This window comes from Patiriisocius sp. (genome assembly GCF_051252435.1).
In the GTDB taxonomy this organism is placed as follows: Bacteria; Bacteroidota; Bacteroidia; order Flavobacteriales; family Flavobacteriaceae; genus Patiriisocius.
This window is the reverse complement of record NZ_JBPOFW010000001.1, coordinates 16,255-37,480: the sequence shown is the minus strand read 5'-3', so window position 1 is coordinate 37,480 and position 21,226 is coordinate 16,255. Positions and strand designations below refer to the sequence as shown.

17 protein-coding genes and 1 tRNA gene are annotated in these 21,226 nt (G+C 37.5%); 15 read left to right on the top strand and 3 right to left on the bottom strand.

What is annotated here, in order from left to right; genetic code table 11:
- The first annotated feature begins 32 nt into the window (after nt 1-32).
- From gldL to ACSHW7_RS00160, 4 genes are all read left to right on the top strand, one after another.
- Entirely contained in the window at nt 33-668 is a 636-nt protein-coding gene (gldL, locus tag ACSHW7_RS00175) for a gliding motility protein GldL (RefSeq protein ID WP_435677296.1), read from the top strand.
- 42 nt (nt 669-710) lie between these two features.
- Nucleotides 711-2,276 carry a gliding motility protein GldM gene (gldM, locus tag ACSHW7_RS00170; protein WP_435677295.1) on the top strand — a complete coding sequence of 522 codons (1,566 nt, stop codon included), beginning with the start codon at nt 711-713 and terminating at the stop codon, nt 2,274-2,276.
- Between the two features lie 16 nt (nt 2,277-2,292).
- On the top strand, nt 2,293-3,198 hold the full coding sequence (gldN, locus tag ACSHW7_RS00165) for a gliding motility protein GldN (RefSeq protein WP_435677294.1): 906 nt from the start codon (nt 2,293-2,295) through the stop codon (nt 3,196-3,198).
- Nucleotides 3,199-3,321: 123 nt separating this feature from the next.
- A complete protein-coding gene (locus ACSHW7_RS00160; RefSeq protein ID WP_435677293.1) occupies nt 3,322-4,389 on the top strand; it encodes an NAD(P)/FAD-dependent oxidoreductase in 1,068 nt (355 codons plus the stop codon).
- Here ACSHW7_RS00160 and ACSHW7_RS00155 read toward each other — a convergent pair whose 3' ends face one another.
- On the bottom strand, nt 4,390-4,764 hold the full coding sequence (locus ACSHW7_RS00155) for a DUF983 domain-containing protein (protein ID WP_435677292.1): 375 nt from the start codon (nt 4,762-4,764) through the stop codon (nt 4,390-4,392). It lies immediately after the preceding gene.
- 155 nt (nt 4,765-4,919) lie between these two features.
- On the opposite strand from ACSHW7_RS00155, the gene ACSHW7_RS00150 reads away from it, so the two are divergent.
- The 7 genes from ACSHW7_RS00150 (at nt 4,920) to ACSHW7_RS00120 (ending at nt 13,756) form a co-directional block, all read left to right on the top strand.
- Complete coding sequence (locus ACSHW7_RS00150; RefSeq protein ID WP_435677291.1) at nt 4,920-6,833, top strand: ABC-F family ATP-binding cassette domain-containing protein; 1,914 nt, start codon at nt 4,920-4,922, stop codon at nt 6,831-6,833.
- 55 nt (nt 6,834-6,888) lie between these two features.
- The gene (locus tag ACSHW7_RS00145; protein ID WP_435677290.1) at nt 6,889-8,067 is read left to right on the top strand and encodes an efflux RND transporter periplasmic adaptor subunit; all 1,179 of its coding nucleotides are present in this window, start codon (nt 6,889-6,891) and stop codon (nt 8,065-8,067) included.
- Complete coding sequence (locus tag ACSHW7_RS00140; protein WP_435677289.1) at nt 8,064-11,255, top strand: efflux RND transporter permease subunit; 3,192 nt, start codon at nt 8,064-8,066, stop codon at nt 11,253-11,255. Before ACSHW7_RS00145 ends, ACSHW7_RS00140 begins: the two co-directional genes overlap by 4 nt.
- Nucleotides 11,239-12,564 carry a TolC family protein gene (locus ACSHW7_RS00135; RefSeq protein ID WP_435677288.1) on the top strand — a complete coding sequence of 442 codons (1,326 nt, stop codon included), beginning with the start codon at nt 11,239-11,241 and terminating at the stop codon, nt 12,562-12,564. Before ACSHW7_RS00140 ends, ACSHW7_RS00135 begins: the two co-directional genes overlap by 17 nt.
- Nucleotides 12,565-12,650: 86 nt before the next feature.
- On the top strand, nt 12,651-12,830 hold the full coding sequence (locus ACSHW7_RS00130) for a CPXCG motif-containing cysteine-rich protein (protein WP_435677287.1): 180 nt from the start codon (nt 12,651-12,653) through the stop codon (nt 12,828-12,830).
- A 62-nt stretch (nt 12,831-12,892) separates the two neighbouring features.
- Nucleotides 12,893-13,255: an STAS/SEC14 domain-containing protein gene (locus ACSHW7_RS00125; protein ID WP_435677286.1), complete on the top strand. Its 363-nt coding sequence runs from the start codon at nt 12,893-12,895 to the stop codon at nt 13,253-13,255.
- Nucleotides 13,256-13,396: 141 nt separating this feature from the next.
- Entirely contained in the window at nt 13,397-13,756 is a 360-nt protein-coding gene (locus ACSHW7_RS00120) for an STAS/SEC14 domain-containing protein (RefSeq protein ID WP_435677285.1), read from the top strand.
- Here ACSHW7_RS00120 and ACSHW7_RS00115 read toward each other — a convergent pair.
- Nucleotides 13,753-15,321, bottom strand: coding sequence for a hypothetical protein (locus tag ACSHW7_RS00115; protein ID WP_435677284.1), 1,569 nt, complete (start codon nt 15,319-15,321; stop codon nt 13,753-13,755). The genes ACSHW7_RS00120 and ACSHW7_RS00115 overlap by 4 nt on opposite strands.
- A 176-nt stretch (nt 15,322-15,497) precedes the next feature.
- Between ACSHW7_RS00115 and ACSHW7_RS00110 the strand changes: the two genes are divergently transcribed.
- The 4 genes from ACSHW7_RS00110 (at nt 15,498) to ACSHW7_RS00095 (ending at nt 17,938) form a co-directional block, all read left to right on the top strand.
- Nucleotides 15,498-15,570 (top strand) — tRNA-Met (locus ACSHW7_RS00110).
- Between the two features lie 93 nt (nt 15,571-15,663).
- Nucleotides 15,664-16,926: a tyrosine-type recombinase/integrase gene (locus tag ACSHW7_RS00105; protein ID WP_435677283.1), complete on the top strand. Its 1,263-nt coding sequence runs from the start codon at nt 15,664-15,666 to the stop codon at nt 16,924-16,926.
- Nucleotides 16,927-17,254: 328 nt separating this feature from the next.
- Nucleotides 17,255-17,461, top strand: coding sequence for a hypothetical protein (locus tag ACSHW7_RS00100; protein ID WP_435677282.1), 207 nt, complete (start codon nt 17,255-17,257; stop codon nt 17,459-17,461).
- 24 nt (nt 17,462-17,485) lie between these two features.
- Nucleotides 17,486-17,938: a hypothetical protein gene (locus ACSHW7_RS00095; RefSeq protein WP_435677281.1), complete on the top strand. Its 453-nt coding sequence runs from the start codon at nt 17,486-17,488 to the stop codon at nt 17,936-17,938.
- 69 nt (nt 17,939-18,007) lie between these two features.
- On the opposite strand, the gene ACSHW7_RS00090 is transcribed toward ACSHW7_RS00095, so the two are convergent.
- A complete protein-coding gene (locus tag ACSHW7_RS00090; RefSeq protein ID WP_435677280.1) occupies nt 18,008-21,226 on the bottom strand; it encodes a type I restriction endonuclease subunit R in 3,219 nt (1,072 codons plus the stop codon).

The window sequence follows — 21,226 nt, the reverse complement described above, 5'->3', positions numbered from 1 at the left end:
TAAATACTTACTAAACTTAAAACTCACTTATTATGGCACAGTCAAAAACTGGAAAGAAATTAATGAACATGGTATACGGTCTTGGTGCCGCAATTGTAATCATTGGAGCATTATTTAAAATTATGCACTGGGAATTTGGAAATGAAATGTTAATTATCGGTCTTGTAACAGAGGCAATCGTATTTGCAATTTCAGCATTTGAACCAGTTGATGAAGATTTAGATTGGTCTTTAGTGTATCCAGAATTAGCTGGTGGTGCTGTTAGCGGAAAAAAAGCTAACAAGCAACCAGAAGATGCGCAAGGTCTTTTATCTAAAAAATTAGATGAAATGTTAAAAGACGCTCGTATTGATAGCGAGCTAATGAATAGCCTCTCTACGAGCATTAAGTCTTTTGAAGGAGCTGCAAAAGGAATGGCACCAACTGCTGAGGCAATGAACTCTACTAAAAAGTACAGTGAAGAAATGGCGATGGCAGCTGCACAAATGGAATCATTGAACAGTCTTTACAAAGTACAGGTTGAATCTACAAGCCGCCAAGCTGAGGCAAACGAGCGTGTAGCTGAAAACGCTGAGCAATTAAAAGCACAAATGGAGCACCTTACTACAAACCTTTCTTCATTGAATGGAGTTTACGGAGGTATGCTTTCAGCAATGAGCAGAAATTAAGGGAATTTTCTCAACATTTATTAATTATAAAATTATAAGATAATGGCAGGAGGAAAACTATCCCCAAGGCAAAAGATGATTAACCTAATGTATTTGGTTTTCATCGCAATGTTGGCATTGAACATGTCAAAAGAAGTACTATCGGCTTTTGGTTCTATAAACGAAAAATTAGGTCGTGCAAATACGAGTTATGAGCAAAAAAACTCTTTAGCTTTAGCAGATTTATCTAAGAAAGCAAACGAGAATGAAAAGTTTAAAGATGCTGCAGCAACTGCAAATTCAGCTCAAACACTTTCTGATGAGTACTACAATTATGTAGAATCGCAAAAACAATTGTTGCTTTCTGATGTTAAAGATCCTACAGATTATGAGGCAATGGATAAGTCACAATTTTTGGATGAGTTGTACTTTAAAGGTGGAAAATTAACTCCTGAAGGAGAACAATTTAAAGCTGAGATGGATAAATACCGTAATGGTATGGTTGCGTTAATTGGAACATCAAATCCAGCTATTGCAGATCAAATCAAGAGAGATTTTGATACAAGTGATATTGAAGATGGAGAAGGAGTTAAGAAGGATTATATCTCTTATAACTTTGTTGGGTTTCCATCGGTTTCTTCTTTAACCAAAATGACACAAATCCAAAACGACGTTAAAACAGTTCAAAACGAGTTGTTATCTAAATTACTTTCTGGAAACTTAAAGTCATTGGCATCTATTGAAGAAAATTACGAAACTGTAATGACTACAACTAAGGGTGCTTATTATACAAGTGACACTTTTGACGGTGTTCTTTCTTTAGGTAGAGTTGATGCTTCTACAAAACCTTCAAGAGTTGAGTTAAAAATAGATGGTCGTCCAATTAGTGAAAGTCAATATACATTTGAAGGTGGTAAACTTGCCTTAAAAATGGGTGCTGGTGGTGTTGGAGATCATACAATTACAGGTTCTTTATTTTACCCGCAAGATGGTGAAGATGTTGAAGTAAAAGTTGATAAAAAATATACTACAATCAGTAAGCCTAACGCTGCTACTATTGCTGCAGATAAGATGAATGTTGTATATCGTGGGGTTGCAAACCCAATGACAATTACATTTGCAGGTATTGAAAGTAAAGATATTAGCGCTAGTGCTGCTGGATTGTCAAAAAGCTCAGGTTCAAAATATACAATGACTCCTGGTTCAGGTAGAGAAGTTACTATTAATGTTTCTGGTAAATTACCTAATGGTGGAGGGACAGTTACTGATGCTGCAACTTTCCGTATTAAGGATATTCCTCGTCCTACGGGTACCATTCGTGGGGAAGACGGTGATGGTGGTTGTGTGCGTATGCAACGCGAAGGACTTGAAAAATCAAGTGTTGGTGCTGCATTACAAGATTTTGACTTTGACTTGAACCTTAATGTAACAGGGTTTAGTTTTAAAGTATCGGGGCAACCAACGATTAAAGTAAATGGTAGAAAATTAGACGGTGCTGCATCTGGTGCTCTTAGAAGAGCAAAAAGAGGAGAGACAGTTCAAATTTTTGACATCAACGCTAACATTGCTGGAAACAGCGGATATAAATTGAAGAAGATTTCTCCTATTTGTATCGAGTTAACAAACTAAGATTAAAACAGATTATATGAAATTGAGAAACGTAATTTTAGGTGCCTTTGCAGTTACTATGACTGTAGCTTCTGCAAATGCCCAAATCAATATCTTGAACGCCAAGACTCCTGATGAGATTGGTGTTAAAACGCCGGATCAAATCGCGTATGATAACGATGAGGCATTACCTTATGGTTACGTGGATGAGCGTGATGTATTGTGGTCTAAATCCACATGGGAAATTATCGATCTTGACGAACGTGTAAATTTTCCTTTGTATTATCCTATTGATACAAACAATATAGGTAGCGAAAGACGTTCTTTGTACGATGTACTAGTAAAAAACATGAAAAACGGTAATATTCAAGATGTATATGCAGATTCATATTTTACTGAAAAGCGAACCTTGGATGATCTTGATGCTTCTTTAGTATATAGAGATACAACAGATTATGGTATTGATCAATTCAACGCAGAAGGACGTGTAGATGACGAATATATTCGTGAGTTTACATTAGATGCTGCAGATGTTGAACAATGGAAAATCCGTGGTATTTGGTATATTGACAAGCGTCAAGGAGAGTTAAAATACAGATTATTGGGTATTTGCCCTGTTGCTGGTGAAGCTCGTTCTAAGGCTTTTGGAGATGAGGAAGGAATGGATGCTAAGGTTGACTTGTTTTGGGTATATTTTCCAGGAGCGAGAGACGTTTTGCACAAAGCAAAAGCATTCAACCGTAAAAATACATCACAGCCTATTTCGTATGATCACTTATTAAACTCACGTCGTTTCCACGGTGTGGTTTATAAAGAAGACAACGTTCAAGGAGACAGAGAGGTTAATGAGTACATCAATGACAACGCATTAATGCAGTTATTGGAATCAGACCGTATCCAAGAACAAATAAGGAATATTGAAATTGACCTTTGGAACTACTAATAGTTCTTCGGAAACTTTAAAAAAAGACTGTCAGCAATGGCAGTCTTTTTTTTGCTTTAAACGATTAAAAAAGTGATATCTGAAAGCAATTAAATTTCATCTTCACTAAGCTATCTTTACAAAGTGAAAAATCTGGATTATATAATAGTTGGTTTGGGCATCGCGGGAATCGCGTTCGCCGAAACATTGCTAAAGCACAATAAGTCATTTGTCGTTATCGATGATAATCAAAAAGGAGCAACTGCAACTTCGGGTGGAGTTTTGAACCCTACGGTGCTTAAAAGATTTACAGCGGCTTGGAATGCAACCCAATTTTTAGACACCGCACTCCCTTTTTATAAAGCTATTGAAGTCCGTTTGTCAAAACAAATTATCCAAGAATATCCAGTTTACCGAATTTTAAATAACATCGAAGAACAAAATAATTGGATAGTTGCGAGTGACAAAAAAGAACTCAGCAGATTTCTTTCTTCAGAAATTTTAAAAAATGAAAATCCATCAATAAAAGCACCTTTTGGATTGGGGAAAGTAAAGGAAGCTTCAAAGTTGAATCCGTTAGAATTAATAAAATCCTATCGCACATATCTGAAGGATAATAAAAAACTCATTTCCGAAGTATTTGATTACAATAGTCTACACATTTCCGAAGAAAAACTTAATTATAAAAATATTGAAGCGAATACAATCGTTTTCGCTGAGGGTTCGGGAGTGATTCATAATCCGCTATTTCCGCTCTCAATTTCTCCCGAAAATGATAAGGTATTTGTCCCAAACAAAGGTGAATATATTATCATCAAAGCGGCCGATTTAAAGCTAGATGCAATTTTAAAAGGGGGGATGATGTTGATTCCTTTAGGGGACGATTTGTATAAAGTGGGAGCAAGTTATGGGCGTGATGAAACAGATACCAACACAACTAAAAAAGCGCAAAACACAATTGTAGAAAAGCTAGATACGATGGTTGATTGTAGTTATGAGATAGTTAATCAAGTTGCAGGAGTGCGCCCTACGGTAAAAGATAGAAAACCGCTTATAGGTAGGTTGCCGCAACACAATAATGTGGCATTTTTAAACGGTCTGGGAACTCGAGGACTTTCCATGGCACCTTTACTTTCGCAGCTTTTGTTTGACTTTTTGGAAATTCAAAAACCGCTTCCACCAGAGATTGATTTAAAGAGATTTATCAAATAATTACACCTTGCTTTTATCGTATTTGAAGAAAAAGTTGATCCAAATATTGCGTGAAATCCGGGTAATTATTGGAAGAAATACAATAAGTGTAGCTATGATTATTATGAAAGTAGGCGTTAATCCAAGTTCTAACATGCCGTACGAAATGGTAAACGCAGCGGTCGCAAATGCAATCCCCACGCCGTAACTTACATACATAGCGCCGTAGAAAAACGACGGCTCAATCTTAAATTTAGTATTGCAATGTGGACACCTTTCGTGCATTTCAAGCGTGGTGGAAATCTTGTAAGGATTTTTCTCCACATACATATCGCCCGTATGGCAAACAGGACATTTGCCCTTAAAAATACTATATAATTTATTTCCTTTAAGCATTTTGATTATGTGGTTATAGCTTCCGCGAAAATGGTAAGCAATTGAGTTATGAGGCAGCCATTTGAAATTTTATTGAACGAACTTCAATTTTTTTACCGTTGTAAAATTAGGCATCTTTGCACCAAAATTACCCCACCTGCTATAATTATAATTGAATGCTTAATATCCATAACCTATCAGTCTCTTTTCAGGGCGAATATTTATTTGAAAAAATCACATTTCAACTCACGGGAGGTACGCGCGTGGGACTTGTTGGAAAAAATGGAGCGGGTAAATCTACGTTGCTGAAAATTATTTCTGGCGAACAAGAATATGATGAAGGTGCTATTGCTATGGATAAGGAAGTTTCCATTGGTTTCTTAAAACAGGATATTGATTTTACAAAAGGAAGAACAGTCCTCGAAGAATCCTATCAAGCATTTACAGAAATAAAAAAACTAGAAGCGCAATTAGCCGAAATCAACGAGCAATTGGCCACTAGAACCGATTATGAAAGTGAAGGCTACAACCAGTTGATGATTGATTTAAATGAAATCCAACATCAATATGAAATACATGGAGGTTATAATTATCAAGGAGAAACCGAACGTATTTTGCAAGGTTTAGGATTTAAAAGGGAAGATTTTGATAAGGTTACCGAAACATTTTCGGGAGGTTGGCGTATGCGTATTGAGCTCGCGAAACTTTTACTTCAAAACAATGATATTTTATTACTGGATGAGCCCACAAACCACTTAGATATTGAATCTATTTTGTGGCTTGAAGATTTCTTAAAGGGTTATACGGGTGCTGTGGTAGTTGTAAGTCACGATAAAATGTTTTTAGATAACGTTACAAATAGGACCATAGAAATTTCACTTGGAAAAATATACGATTACAATAAACCCTACACCAAATATTTGGTTCAAAGACAGGAATTGAGAGAGCAACAGTTGGCGTCTCAAAAAAATCAGCAAAAGCAGATTGAGCAAACAGAGAAGTTGATTGAAAAGTTCAGAGCAAAGGCGAGTAAAGCCACGATGGCACAATCGCTTATTAAAAAGTTGGATAAAATTGACAGGATTGAGGTGGATGAAGATGACAATAGTGTGATGTCATTAAAATTTCCTATCTCAAAAGTGCCGGGGAAAATTGCAGTGGAAATAGAAAATGTTTCAAAAAGCTATGGCGATAATCATGTATTGAAAGGTGTTGATTTGACTATCGAGCGAGACTCAAAAATAGCGTTCGTTGGTCAAAACGGACAGGGAAAATCTACGCTTGCAAAAATAATCAATGACGAAATTAAATACGGCGGGTCCATGAAATTGGGTCATAATGTTGAAATTGGTTATTTCGCACAAAATCAAGCTGATTACCTCGACGGCACAAAGACTGTCGAGGACACCATGATTGATGCCGCAGACGAACGCACAAGGCCTTTGGTGCGTAATATTTTGGGTTCGTTTCTTTTCCGAGGAGAAGAAGTAGATAAATATGTAAGAGTTTTGAGTGGTGGTGAGCGCAATAGGCTAGCTTTGGCAAAATTGCTGTTGCAACCCTTCAATGTTTTAGTGATGGATGAACCTACGAATCACCTCGATATTAAATCAAAAAATGTATTAAAAGATGCATTGATGAATTTTGAAGGAACCTTGATTTTGGTTTCTCACGATAGAGATTTTTTACAAGGATTAACCGACAAGGTTTACGAATTTAAAGACCATAAGCTCAAAGAATATCTTGGTGACATTGAATATTTTTTAGAAAAAAGGAATCTGGAAAACCTTCGTGAAGCTGAAAAAAGAACTGTTGTCGCTAGTGAGGATAAGAAACAAACATCTGGTAAACAATCGTACGAAGATCAAAAGAAACAAAAATCTTTATCAAACCGCTTAAATAGAATTGAAGCGGATATTAATAAACTAGAGCGCGAAATCAAAGAGATTGATGTGGAACTAGCCATCAATTATGATGAGACAATTGCCAAGCCAGACTTCTTTAAAAAATATCAAGCCAAGAAAGAGAAGGTGTCTTCATTAATGGGAGAATGGGAGGATGTGACTTTGGAGTTGGAAGATTTGGGATAGATAGGTAGTTTATTAAGAAACCTTTAACGCTGAGCGTTCTTTTGTAACTGTATTTTTGGAAACTAACATTCATTTACAGCTCATGCGTAACATTACCTTGACCATTATTGGTGTAGTATTGGTAGTTGGTGCCATCTTTGGTGCCAAATACATCATTGATAACAACAACAAACCTAAACCTAAAATTGAGAAAGTTGTGAAAACTGTTTTTGTTGAAACGGTTGAGAATGATACAGTTGCCATCATTATACCTACAAACGGAACGTTAATAGCCAAAAATAGACTAGAGCTCTATGCCGATAATCAAGGTATTTTTCAATACAGTGCGCACGACTTTAAATCTGGACAGGAATACAAAAAAGGGCAAAGCCTTATCCGCCTTGACGCAGCAGAATATTATGCATCTGTGCAGGCATCCAAGAGTGACTTCAGAAATCTTGTAACATCAATAATGCCTGATCTGCGATTGGACTATCCAGATGCCTTTCCAGTTTGGGAGCGTTATTTAAATAGTCTAGATCCATCAAAGACGCTTCCTGCTTTACCTGAAATTACTTCGGAAAAGGTAAATTATTTCATTACCGGTCGCGGATTGCAAGCTGCGTATTATAATATTAAAAATTTAGAACAACGTCTTGGTAAATATAGTATCACGGCACCGTTTACCGGTGTCTTGACCGAAGCATTAGTGACAAAAGGAACGCTTATTCGTCCAGGACAAAAATTAGGCGAATTTATCGATACTTCGGTTTTTGAAGTAGAATTAGCGATAGGAAAAGTATATAGCGATTTGTTGAAAGTGGGAGAAGATGTTAAACTTTCGGTTCCAGACAGTGACGAAATGTATGTTGGTACAGTGAGCCGGGTTAATGGCCGAATAGATCAAGCCACGCAAACCATCAAAGTGTTTGTAGAGGTAAAGGGTGAAAACCTAAAAGAAGGAATGTATCTAGAAGCACAGTTAGAAGCTAGAGAACAACCCAATGCCATTGAAATATCAAGAAAACTTTTAGTCAATGAAAATCAGGTATATATTGTCAAGGATAGTATTTTAGACCTTATTGAAGTAAACCCTGTTTATTTTGCGCCAGATAAAGTAGTGGTTCAAGGAGTGCCCAATGGAACAAAATTGTTATCAAAGTCAGTACCTGGTGCTTACTCAGGAATGTTGGTGAAAATAGACAAAGAATCCACTGAAGAAACAACGGAGAATAACAGCAACGAGGAATTATGAAAAAAATAATCACGTATTTCATAAAGTACGATGTTGCTGTAAATGTTGTAATCATAGCCTTCGTCATCTTCGGCGTTGTGGGATTGTTGCAATTAAAATCTTCGTTCTTCCCCCTACAGGAATCTGAAATTATCGGGATAAGTGTTGCCTACCCAGGAGCAGCCCCAGAAGAAATCGAGGAAGGAATTATACTTAAAATTGAGGACAATTTAAAAGGATTGATTGGTGTTGAACGAGTAACTTCAACATCAAGAGAAAACGGCGGTAGTATTACCATAGAAATCGAAAGCGGCGAGGATATCAACGTTATGGTTGCCGAAGTAAAAAATGCGGTTGATAGAGTGCCAAATTTCCCAACAGGAATGGAGCCTCTCGTTGTTGCAAAACAAGAAAGAATAAGGCAAACTATTGATTTTGCAATAAGTGGTGAGGGGATTGATTTAGTTTCATTAAAACAAATAGGGCGTCAAATTGAGAACGATTTGCGTGCCATGGAAGGGATTTCGCAAATTACCATTTCGGGGTATCCCGAGGAAGAAATAGAAATAGCCGTAAGAGAGAATGATTTATTAGCGTACAATTTAAGTTTTACTGAAGTTGCTCAAGCTGTATCCCAGGCAAATATTTTAACCACAGGTGGAAATATCAAAACAAACTCTGAAGATTATTTAATTCGCGCCAATAACCGTAATTACTACGGAAATGAGCTGAACAACTTAGTCGTTAGAGCAAATAACAATGGTACAGTCGTAAAATTGCAAGATGTAGCAACGGTTTCCGATAGATTTTCTGAAACGCCCAACGCATCTTACTTTAACGGAAATGTTGCAGTAAATGTAGAAATTACAAATACAAATAGCGAAGACCTATTAACGACGGCAGATCAAGTGAATGAGTATGTTGATGAATTCAACCAAAAATATACGGGCGTAAAGATTGATGTGGTGAGCGACTCATCTATCCGTCTCAATGAGCGAACAAAATTACTCGTGGAGAATGGAGCGGTAGGTATTTTGTTGGTTTTACTTTTCTTATCATTTTTCTTAAATACGAGATTGGCGTTTTGGGTTGCCTTTGGATTGCCCATTTCTTTTTTAGGGATGTTTATCTTTGCGGCGCAATTTGGCGTTACTATAAATGTTCTTTCTTTATTCGGAATGATTATCGTTATTGGTATTCTAGTTGATGACGGTATCGTTATCGCAGAAAATATATACCAGCATTACGAAAAAGGAAAAACCCCCGTAAGAGCAGCTATTGATGGTACTGTCGAAGTTTTACCGCCTATAATTTCAGCAATTCTTACTACTGTTTTGGCTTTTTCTACTTTCCTGTTTTTAGATGGAAGAATAGGGGAGTTTTTTAGTGAAGTTTCCGTAGTCGTTATTTTAACTTTGGTTGTTTCACTCATTGAGGCCTTGATAATTTTACCAGCGCACATTGCACACTCTAAAGCTTTGGTAAATGAGTCGCAAGAAATTCAAAACAAGAAAAAGGGAATTGCAAAATTATTTCTCAAATTAAGAGTTTTTAATGAATATGGAGATCGCTTTATGCGTTACTTGAGAGATAATTTGTACAGTCCGGTATTACGTTTTGTACTTGACCAACGTTTTTTAACCATAGCGATACTAGCGGCGTTAATGATTTTGACTATTGGTTCTTTCAAAGGAGGAATTATTAGAGGAGCTTTTTTTCCTAGTATTGCGAGTGACCGTGTGAGCATTGATTTATTGATGCCAGAAGGTACAAACCCAAAAATCACAGACTCGATTATTACCGCAGTTGAGAGCGCTGCTTGGGAGGTAAATAAAGATTTTACGTCTAGGCAGTCAGGCAATAAGCAAGTCGTTGAAAATATAATTAAACGTGTGGGGCCAGGGAATAATAAGGCATCCTTAAATGTAAACCTTTTGCCGGGTGAAGAAAGAGATTTTGCCTCTCAAGACATTACAAATGCTATTCGGGAACAAGTAGGTGAGGTGTTTGGTGTTGAAAGACTCACGTTTGGTTCTGGTGGAAATTTTGGTGGAAGTCCTATTTCAATTTCATTATTAGGTAATAATACAGAAGAATTAAAGTTAGCAAAAGAAGAGCTAAAAGTAGTTCTAGAAAACAACTCATTACTAGCCGACGTATCTGATACAGACCCTGAAGGAATTAAAGAGATCAATGTAGTATTAAAGGAAAAAGCATATTCGTTAGGTCTAAATTTAGCTTCGGTGATGAGCCAAGTGAGAGCTGGATTTTTTGGTTTACAGGCACAAAGATTTCAAAGAGGGCAAGATGAAATTAGAGTTTGGGTGCGCTACGATAGGGATAACAGAGAGTCGATTAATGATCTTGACGATATGCGCATTGTCACGGCTTCGGGAGAACGAGTTCCTTTTGCTGAAATTGCAACGTACACCATTAAGCGTGGCGATGAAAGTATTAGCCACTTAAATGGACAACGAGAAATTCAAGTAAACGCAGATCTTAAAGACCCAAAAGGAAGCCCTACGGAAATTTTAGATGATCTCAAGTCAAATGCCATGACTGAAATTTTATCAAAATACCCAACGGTTTCTGTTTCTTATGAAGGGCAAAATAGAGAAGCAAACAAACTCACAAAATCTGCAGAAACTGCCGTTCCTGTAATTTTATTTTTAATTTATGTGGTGATTGCATTTACTTTTAGAAGTTACAGTCAGCCACTATTATTAATGTTATTGATACCATTTAGTTTCATCGCTGTGGCATGGGGGCATTACGTGCATGATTTCCCAATAAACATTCTCTCAATGCTTGGTATTATTGCATTGATTGGGATTATGGTCAACGATGGGTTGGTTTTAATCGGTAAATTTAATTCGTTTTTACAGGAAGGAATGCATTTTGACGATGCCTTATTTGAAGCGGGAAAATCAAGGTTTAGAGCCATATTTTTAACATCACTGACTACAATTGCGGGAATCGCCCCGTTACTATTGGAGAAAAGTAGACAAGCGCAATTTTTAAAACCCATGGCAATTTCCATAGCCTATGGGATAGGGATTGCAACCGTGCTTACGTTGCTTATATTGCCCGTTTTATTGTCAACAACAAACACAATTAAGGCTCGTAGTAAATGGCTGGCAACAGGAAAGAAAGTAAGTAGAGAAGAAGTAGAACGTGCAATAAAAGAGAAAAATGCGGAAGAACATTAATGTATTGATAATTCTTATGCTGTTGTGTTTCGGAAATGTGACTGCACAGGAACTTGAAGTGCTCACAAAACAAGAAGCAATAGCCGAAACGTTGCAGAATAATTTCGGAATTCAAGTTGCTAACAACAATCTGGAAATTGCTGATAACAATCAAAATATATTAAACTCTGGCTATCTTCCATCATTGACGGGAAATGCCGGCGCGAGTTATGATCTGCAGGATCAAGATGCTACCTTTCAAGATGGAACAGCAAATATTGTGGATGGTGCTGAAACTACACGATATAACGCTTCTATTAATTTGAACTACACATTGTTTGATGGATTAGGAAGGTATTACGATTACAAGGCTTTAAAAGAAGAATACAATTTGAGCGAACTCCAAACAAGAGAAACGATTGAGACTTCTGTACTCCAATTATTTACAGTCTATTATGAAGTAGCACGGCTCACAGAAAACATTACAGTACTAGAGGAAACTTTTTCAAACACAAAAAGAAGGTTGCTACGCGCTCAATACGCATTTGAATATGGACAAAACAATAAACTTGATGTTCTCAATGCTGAAGTTGATATTGTTACAGACAGTATTAATTTAATGAACGCGAGACAGCTTTTGTCAAATACAAAACGAGATTTAAACGTAGTTGCTAATGTAGAATTAGAACGAACATTCGCGGTTGATACCACAGTTGTTTTTATACCTTCTTTAGTCTTGAATGAATATGTAAGGGATGTTGAAAATAGTAATGTGCGGTTGTTGCAAGCTCAGAAAAATAAGGATATAAGTACACTTAATTACAGAGCGAGTAAGTCAATTTTTCTCCCTACTGTTGGCTTGACAGGTTCTTACGGCTGGAATGAAGGTAATTTTCCAGCGACGAATTTTCTTGCGTCGAGTACGTCCACGGGATTTTCGGCGGGAGTGAATTTAACTTGGAGTTTGTTTGATGGTGGTAGCGGTATAACGACAGTAAAGAATTCTAAAATTGCGATTAGTAATCAAGAGATATTTCAAGAGCAGTTTAAGAAAGAGATCAAGCGCGATATTGCAAATGCCGAAGGCGATTATTTGAACAGATTGCAGATTTTTGATTTACAGGAAAAGAATGTTGTAACTGCCGAAAATAACTTTGAGAGAAGCAACGAGCGTTATAAACTAGGGCAAATTTCATCTGTGGAATTAAGGCAGGCGCAAGTCAATCTTTTGAATGCAAAGACGAATAAAAACCTAGCGAAATATCAAGCTAAGTTGGCTGAATTGCAAGTGCTCCAATTGTCGGGGCAATTGTTGAATGTCGACTTTTAGGTGTGGCATTCATTCTGTTATTTCATCAATGGTAATTAATTTAAAGATCTAATATTTCCGAAGAAAAGATTATCTAATTCAAAATTATGCACGAGCACTATTTTCAATGTCCGTATTGTTGGGAAGAAATTTCTATGTTGCTAGATCCTTCTGCTAGTGTGAGTTATGTGGAGGATTGCGAGGTGTGTTGTAATCCGATACAAATTACCACCTCTTTTGAAAATATGGAGTTGCAGTATTTTAATGCTGAAAGTATTGAACAATAAAGTGTTTGGAATTTCTTGTATCTCGATATTTTCCTTAGATTTACTTTACAACAGCCCAAAACATGACTTTAAATTTTAGTTTTTCGGAAGAGACCGTCGGTTATATAATTGATGGTGTGATGGATCAGGCTGCGATTCAAGAATTGAAGTCTCAAATTCTAGAAAAATTTGAAACCCACGACAAAATTAATCTATACGTGGAAGACGATAACATAACTCATTTTTCTTTAAATGCTGTCGTTATTGCAACATTGTTTCCTATGGAGTTTCACAAAAGATTTGACAAAATTGCATTAGTCACAAACCGAAAGTGGATACATGCGCTAGGTGTTTTAGACACAGTGCTTGTAGGAGTTAATATAAAAAACTTTATGGTTAGTGATCGTTTAAAAGCAATTTCGTCGATTTCTGAGCCAAAGGAATAGTTGGGTTTTATTGTAAAAATAATTTTTCAGAATACTTGTAAATTATTTAATCATCTAAATTCACTATTGTTTTAAGGTGCTTATAATAAGTGAGTTGTATATATTTTTGTAGTTTTGTGCTCAACCTCAAGATACAACCACATGCTCTCAACTTTTTCTTTTTCTCAAAAAACAATAGGCTTTCTAATAGATGGTGATTTTAATACAAAAGCTGTCGATGAATTAGAAGAAGTTATCCTCAATAAAATAAATCAACATGGTGCTGTCAATTTGTTCTTGGAAGATGATGGCATTGAGAATTTCACCCTTTCGGCCGTAATTCAGCAAATTTATTTTAAACACAAACATGCTCTGCAAATTAATAAGATTGCCATTGTAAGTGACATGAAATGGGCGAAGGCTTGTGTTGCATTTGAAAAACTGTTTCTTAGTTCAACAATAAAACATTTTGCTATCGAGGATAGATTAGATGCTTTGAGTTGGGTTTCTGATATGAGCTAGTCTTTTTTTCCGTTTCCGGTAAGCACATCAAGCAATCCACCTTTAATGTTGAGCCACACATAATTGAAAACCGATTTTGTTTTATCCGGTGTTACATTTGCCACTCCTTCTCTAAACCCATCAGCTTCATTGTCACTATTTTTCTTCACAAAAATATTAGCAATAGCCGAAAGCAATTTATTTTTCTTAGAGCCATTTTCTGTTAATATATTGACTTTTAGATCATCGTAATCCAATTTCATATCTGCGTGTGATGCATTTGAAGTTCCTGAAATTGTTGTGTAAACCTTACTTATTTTCCCTTCAATATTTACATTTAAATTGGGCGTTGTAAACTTGTTTAATCTTTCTATTGGCAATGAAGCGGCATCAAATTTAAAGATAAATGCATCTGTTGGGTCATGAACTTTAAAACTCCAGTCTACGTTGATAGGAGCAACACTCATAAAATTAGCTTTTACTTTAATTTGGGTTTCAACATTTTTTTCATATGCATTCCCCACGTTAAAAATAGAAGCATAGAATTTGTCAAAGTTAATTTCGCCGGCACCATTTCCGGCCTTTACTTTTTCTTGATAAGTAATAGCAGCGTTTTCTATATTAACTTTATCTACTGCTAATGCGAATTGTAAATCTCTGAGCATTTTGCTATACAAAGGCTTTATTTTAGGGTCGTCTGCCACTAGTTTATCCCTATAAATAGTGGCTGTTGGATTTTTGAGAGTTATCATGTTACTTTTCACAAAGAGCTCACCTTCTTTAAAGCCGAAATCTATTGCGTCAACTTTAAGTTGTGGAATTAAGAGGTTGAAATGATCCCTTTCCGTAGCTATATTTTGAGACAATTGTGCCTTAGAATATTTTGTTTTTAAAGAGATATTGTTGATGGTGACTTGTTTGTCCTTAACGATTAATTTTCCAACATTTAAGTTTTCAAATTTGTTAGATTTCAGAAAAAGAGAATCCAACTCGGCTTCATAATCACTAAATTCTACAGGTATTTTTTTTGTCAATGTTTGTTGGTTAATGAGAATATCATCAAGTTCCACGGTAACATTTTCGGCATATAAAAACAGGCTGTCCTTGCTTTTGTCGTAAATATGTAATGTTGCATTGTCGATACTCAACTCTTCTATGATAACATCTTTATAAAGTTTGAGTGGTTCTTTTTTTACTGCGGAATCTTTTGGTTGTTGATACACATCTTTGTAATAGGTGATTCGTGGTTTTTTAAGTTTGATGTCTTCGATAACTATCTTTTTGTTGAATAGATATTGCCAGTAGCTCACATCTTCAATAATAAATGAATCTACATTAACAGTAGTATGTTTTACTTTTGAGGTTTGGTCGCTAATGGAAACTTCAACATTGCTTAGCGTTATGGTGCCTTCAAAAGTGTCGAGGGTCATATTCTCATATTTTTGCTGAATATTTGCAGGTAAACGAGTTGCCAAAAAGTTCTCTACTTTTCCTTTAATTATTCCATTGACCGAAATTAGCCCAATGATATAAAGGGCGATTAATGTGAGTGTGATGTAGATTATCCAGCGTAATGTTTTGTTCATAGATTAAAGTTAATGAACCTTTTGATTCGGACATTATATTTATGAAATATTTAAATATTAATTCCTTCAATTTGTTGGAACTTCTTAAAATCCTTGTATCTTTGCAGTCCAATATTTCTGCCGGCATTATGAACCGGATTGTTAAAAGCTAAAGTGAAATTTTTGGAAACACATATCGCGGGATAGAGCAGTAGGTAGCTCGTCGGGCTCATAACCCGAAGGTCACTGGTTCGAGTCCAGTTCCCGCTACTAAGGAGAAATCCAATACCAGAGCGGTTTAGCGAAAGCTAAACCGCTTTTTTTATGTCATCATTGTCGACTTTTCTTACCTTTGAATACGATTTGGAATACGTTTTAGAATACGATTTGAAGAAAAAGAAACAATTTTCACAACCAAAGATCTACGACGCCAAGGGCGACCTGAGCAAGAGATGGTACGTATATTTCTCCTTCCGCAACCCCGTTACGGGGAAGATGGAACGGCAGAATCCCGTCTACGGAAATGCCAATAGCTATTCCACAAAAGGGGAGCGGTTGGAGGTACTTACCATGTTGCGGCGCAGTCTGGCGGATTTCCTGAAAAAGGGGTACGATCCCTATGCGCCGGAACAAATCCCGGAACACGACCCGGGGCAGGATACCAAGGAAAATGTACCCACGGTGCAGGTCGCTAACACACCTGTAACGGAAATAAGGAAAAAGGGCATGCCCATCGGCAGGGCATTTGAAAAGGCCCTCGCCATCAAGGAAAATGTGGTGGCAAGATCGACCATCGTAAACTATAGGAACAAGACCAAACAGTTCGAGCGCTGGTTGGAGAAAAATGTGGGCAAGGGTGTGACTATCGAACAGGTGACCAAGAAGGACGTCGTATCCTTCCTCAACGAGGTACTAGAGCGTTCCAGTGCCCGTACGCGCAACAATACCCGTGTGGAGCTCGGCAGTATATTCCAGACCCTTGTGGACAATGATGTCATCCCCGTCAATTTTGTACAATCCATCAATGTACTGAAGACCCGTCCGGAACGCCACAAGACCTATTCGGATGCAAAACAGTCGGAGATCTACGGATACCTCGAAAAGAACGACAGGTTGCTCCTGTTGTTCGTCCAGTTCATCTCGTTCAACTTTTTGCGCCCCGTGGAGGTATGCCGCCTTCGCGTAGGGGATGTCGATGTCAGGGAAAAGCGACTGTATGTACGTGCGAAGAACAAGCCCGTGAAGATCAAGATCATACCGGATATCATGTTGAGATCCATCCCCGACCTTTCCGGGATGGACCCGGAACACATATTGTTCACTCCGGACGGTATCGGTGGCGAGTGGGATGCGACCCCTGTCAACCGCCGCGACCATTTCACCAAACGCTTCAATACGGTGGTAAAGAAACATTTTGGGCTGGGCAGGGATTACGGGCTCTATTCGTTCCGGCACACGTTCATCACACGGCTCTACCGCGAAATGATAAAGGGTGCGACACCCTTTGAGGTAAAGAGCAGGATGATGCTCATAACGGGCCATTCGAGTATGCAGGCGCTCGAAAAATACCTCCGTGACATAGATGCCGCACTACCGGAAGATTACTCCGACTATCTCAAACAGTGACAATAGATAGATCGTCGCGTTACCCTTGGTCGCTCCCCCAAAGAAAACATTCTAGATGGAATGGGTACTATTGTCCTGATTGTTTTTTATGCGATGGATGGATGCCTACTTCAATTTTTTCAGTTCTGGTTGTTTTTGGGAGCTATAAATATATTATAGGTCTTAGAGATTCTCAATGGACCGGGACAGAAATCTTGAATCATATCTTGACCAGAACGATTCAAGAAACCATAAGAAAACACCAGTAAACTACCTTTTCCTACCTTTTCCTATCTTTTCCTACCAAAAGCTACCGAAAGCTCCCCCGTCCAATTTTATTTTCAGCATTTTGTGCGCAAGGATAACAAAAGTAGAAAATGAACGCCAATATAGTTTTCAGCATCGTACGGGCACTTCCCATGGAAGAGCAGAAGTCCCTGTTGGAAATGATGAGATCTACCATTTCGGATGGGGAAATCCAACCTTTGGAAAAAAGGTGCTCGTTGGGCAGGGCAGAGGCGGATGCATTTATCCTCAGGACCGTATTCAAAAATAGAAAACCAACTCAAAAGACATAATTATGCGTCAAACAAACGTTCATGATACGAACAATCATAGATATACCTGCAATTATTGCTATGGGAAATTTATCCCAAAGAGAAGAAGGGTCCAGAAATATTGTAGTGATAGTTGCAGATCCAAGGCATATCACCAACGTACGACAACCAAGAAAGTTGCAACCTTGAATGCACCTTCTGAACCTGCTCCCACCAAAAAAAAGACCAAAATAGAAAAGATGAGCTTTGCTGGTATCGGGAATGCAGCTGCTGGAGTCGTTGCCGTAGATGTTCTCTCCAGAATATTGACCAAAGATGAGGATAGGCCAGCGACCAAAGGTGACCTTCAAAAAATTAGCCAACACTTAAAGCGATACCACCGGATCAATAATCTAGAACCAGACCATTATGGGAAAGCCCCTTATTTTGATATGGATAAAGGGATGTTGGTTTATTTTTTTGGCGAGGTCGTTTAGCATTTTCTTTGTTATATCGACTAGTTAGAAAACAGTGGTTGTTTTAAATATACCTTTTAGTCAAAAAAATTAAAGATTTCTATTCTTTTTAAAATTTTCCGCTTGCTCAAAGATATCTTGATATACTTCATCACGTTCTACTGGTGGGTATCCGTGATCGTCAAGAAGCAAGATTAAACCAACTTTTAATGCTGCTTTTATATCACTTCGCTTGCTCCAATCTGGAAATCTCGCTTGTTCGTCTACCAGATCCTTAACTGCCTGAGCTAAATTAATTAGTTTATCTTCAGGATAGCGGAAATCATATTTCAGACATAATTCTTTTAGTATGTCATAAAATGCTTTTTCTTCAAAGTCAATCCCTAAGTCATCTCCTGCTGAAAACTCACTGTGCACCTGCCATATTAGTTCTGTAAGCTGATCAGCCATTTCTTCATATACCTCACTGCGGAATACGTCATCTTCTTTGCGTTCATTATAGCGTTGTACTAGTGATTCCATTTTTTTTGAAAAATCTACACCCTTTACTTTATTCACTTTTTTCATTTCCCCAATGGCCCGGGCTAGTAATTGCTGTAAGAGTTTGATTTTGGTATTAGGTAGTTTTATCTTGTTTATTTTTTCCAGATAAGCTTCATCAAATATATCTTGGGCAGCTTCAGTTTCATCTCCCATTTTAAATATTTCTTCAACGCCCTCACTTTGGAGCGCATTTTTTATCATTTCTCTAACCTTAGCATTCATTTGTGCAGTATCGGGAGCTTCACCTTTGGTTAGTTTAAATACTATAGAGCGAATAGCAAGATAAAAATGGGTTAAATCTCTTTCTTTCTGTGTGATTTGTTCACTTCCTGAACAAATATCATAGGCAGCTTTTAAACGCTTTACTAATGCCATAAAACGGGTTTCCAATTCTTTGGTAACCATGACATATTCTACCGCTTTATTCAATGTGTTAAGCTGTTCCAGGGGTGTACCCTTGAAATAATTACTTGAATCAAATTTATGGTAAATTTTAGCGAGCAAATCTAAATGGTTTCGCACGATTACCAACGATTCAGCAATATCCTCAAAATTTTCGCGGTCGCCCTTATTGTATTGGGCAAGCGCCAAATTCATTTGCTTCTTTATACCAATATAATCTACAACCAGCCCTTTATTCTTTCCTTTAAATTTTCTGTTTACCCTGGAAATCGTTTGTATTAAATTATGCTGTTGTATGGGCTTGTCTATATAAATACTATCTAAAAAAGGAACATCAAAACCTGTGAGCCACATGTCTACAACAATAGCAATTTTAAAATTTGATTTTTCGTTTTTAAACTGTCTGTCAAGATCTTTTCGGTATTCTTTGGTGCCAAGCATTTCATATAACACTTTCGGGTCATCTTTACCACGTGTCATAATCATTTTAATACGCTCAATGGGTTTTATCTTTTTCTTTTCTTCTTTAGTTAAAACGATACCATCAGCAGCTACTTTTATTTCAGCCCATTCCGGACGTAACTCTATTATGTTCTTATATAATTCGTAGGCAATACTTCTGCTGCTGCATACAAACATAGCTTTACCAACCACAGTAGCGCCCTCTGTTACTCGTTTTTCATAATGAACGACAAAGTCTTTAGCAATTGCCTCCAATCTGTCGGGATCGCCTAAAATAGCGTTCATACTTGCCGACTGCTTTTTACTTTCTTCTACTTGGTACTCATTAGCTCCAGCGGCGGCAGCTTCTTCGTAATATGCTTCAATTTTGGCAAGTTCGTTGTTGTGCAAAGCAACTTTTGCAGCACGTCCTTCATATACTATCCTAACCGTAATCTCGTCTTTTACAGATTCGGTCATGGTATATGTATCTACAATGTCGCCAAATACGTCTAATGTTCCATCTATGGGTGTTCCTGTAAACCCAACATAGGTTGCATTGGGCAATGAATCATGCAAATACTTCGCAAATCCATACGTTTTTTTGATACCCTCGTCTGTAACCGTAATTTTTTGATCTAAGTTTATCTGGCTTCTATGGGCCTCATCACTAATGCACACTACATTATTTCTGGTGGTCAATAATTGAGTATCCTCTGTAAACTTATGGATGGTATTTAAAAATACACCTCCACTTTCTCTTCCTTGCAAATATTCACGTAACTGTGCCCTGCTCTCTACACTTACAATTGTATCGTCACCCACATACTGTTTTGCATTTGTAAATTGTGTAGCTAATTGATCGTCCAAATCTGTTCTATCTGTAACCATCACAATGGTGGGGCTTTCAAAATGAACACTACGCATTAGCAATCGCGCCAAAAACAACATGGTAAAACTCTTGCCACATCCCGTGGCACCAAAATAGGTGCCTCCTTTTCCATCCCCAGCGGGTTGTTGTGCTTTTAAGATATTATCGTACAAAGCACGGGCAGCATAATACTGCGGGTATCTGCAAACAATTTTTTCATCCTTTTTGGAACTATCGGGCAGGTAGATAAAGTTGCGGATTACATCTCGCAACCTATCGCGATGTAACATACCCTGTACCAATGTAAAAAGGCTATCGATACCATCTACATCTTTTGCTAAACCTGCCACACGGCGCCAGGAATAGTAAAACTCATAGGGTGCAAAAAAAGAACCTGCTTTTGTATTGGCGCCATCACTAATGACGCAAAATGCATTGTATTTAAATAATTCTGGGATATCCCGCTCATACCGTACCGTTATTTGTTGGTAGGCATCGAATATGGTACAATCTTCCTGTATAGCGGTCTTAAACTCAAAAATCACAACGGGAATACCGTTAATATAAAGAATACCATCAGGAATGCGACCCGGCGGGTGGTGCTCAACTATTTTTAGCTGTGTAATAAACCTATAAATATTTTGAGGGTTGCTATAACTTGGTTCTTCTTCAGCTACTATGTAATCTATGTTTTCAATGATTCTATGGGCGTTTAAACCGCGGTAATCTATTAATTGTACATAAAAATCTTTTTGCTTTAGATCTTCCCGTTTTAAAATAAATCCATCACTCAACAAACGCATCACAATTTTGTTGCTCTCATACAAATCTGACGAAGGCAAACTTTTTAAGCGAAGGAGTATTGCATCTATTTCACTTTCAGTAATCTGGTTTTCCTGATGTCGATTGCGCAAATAATTCCGCAGATCTTCTTCAATAAGGACGTCACCTTCATCGCGATGCAAGCTAGTCCCCAAGGTATGAGGATACCCTTCCAGACCTAATAGTTCTGTAAAGGCGGATTCTAATTTAGCTTCGGTGAATTTTGACAT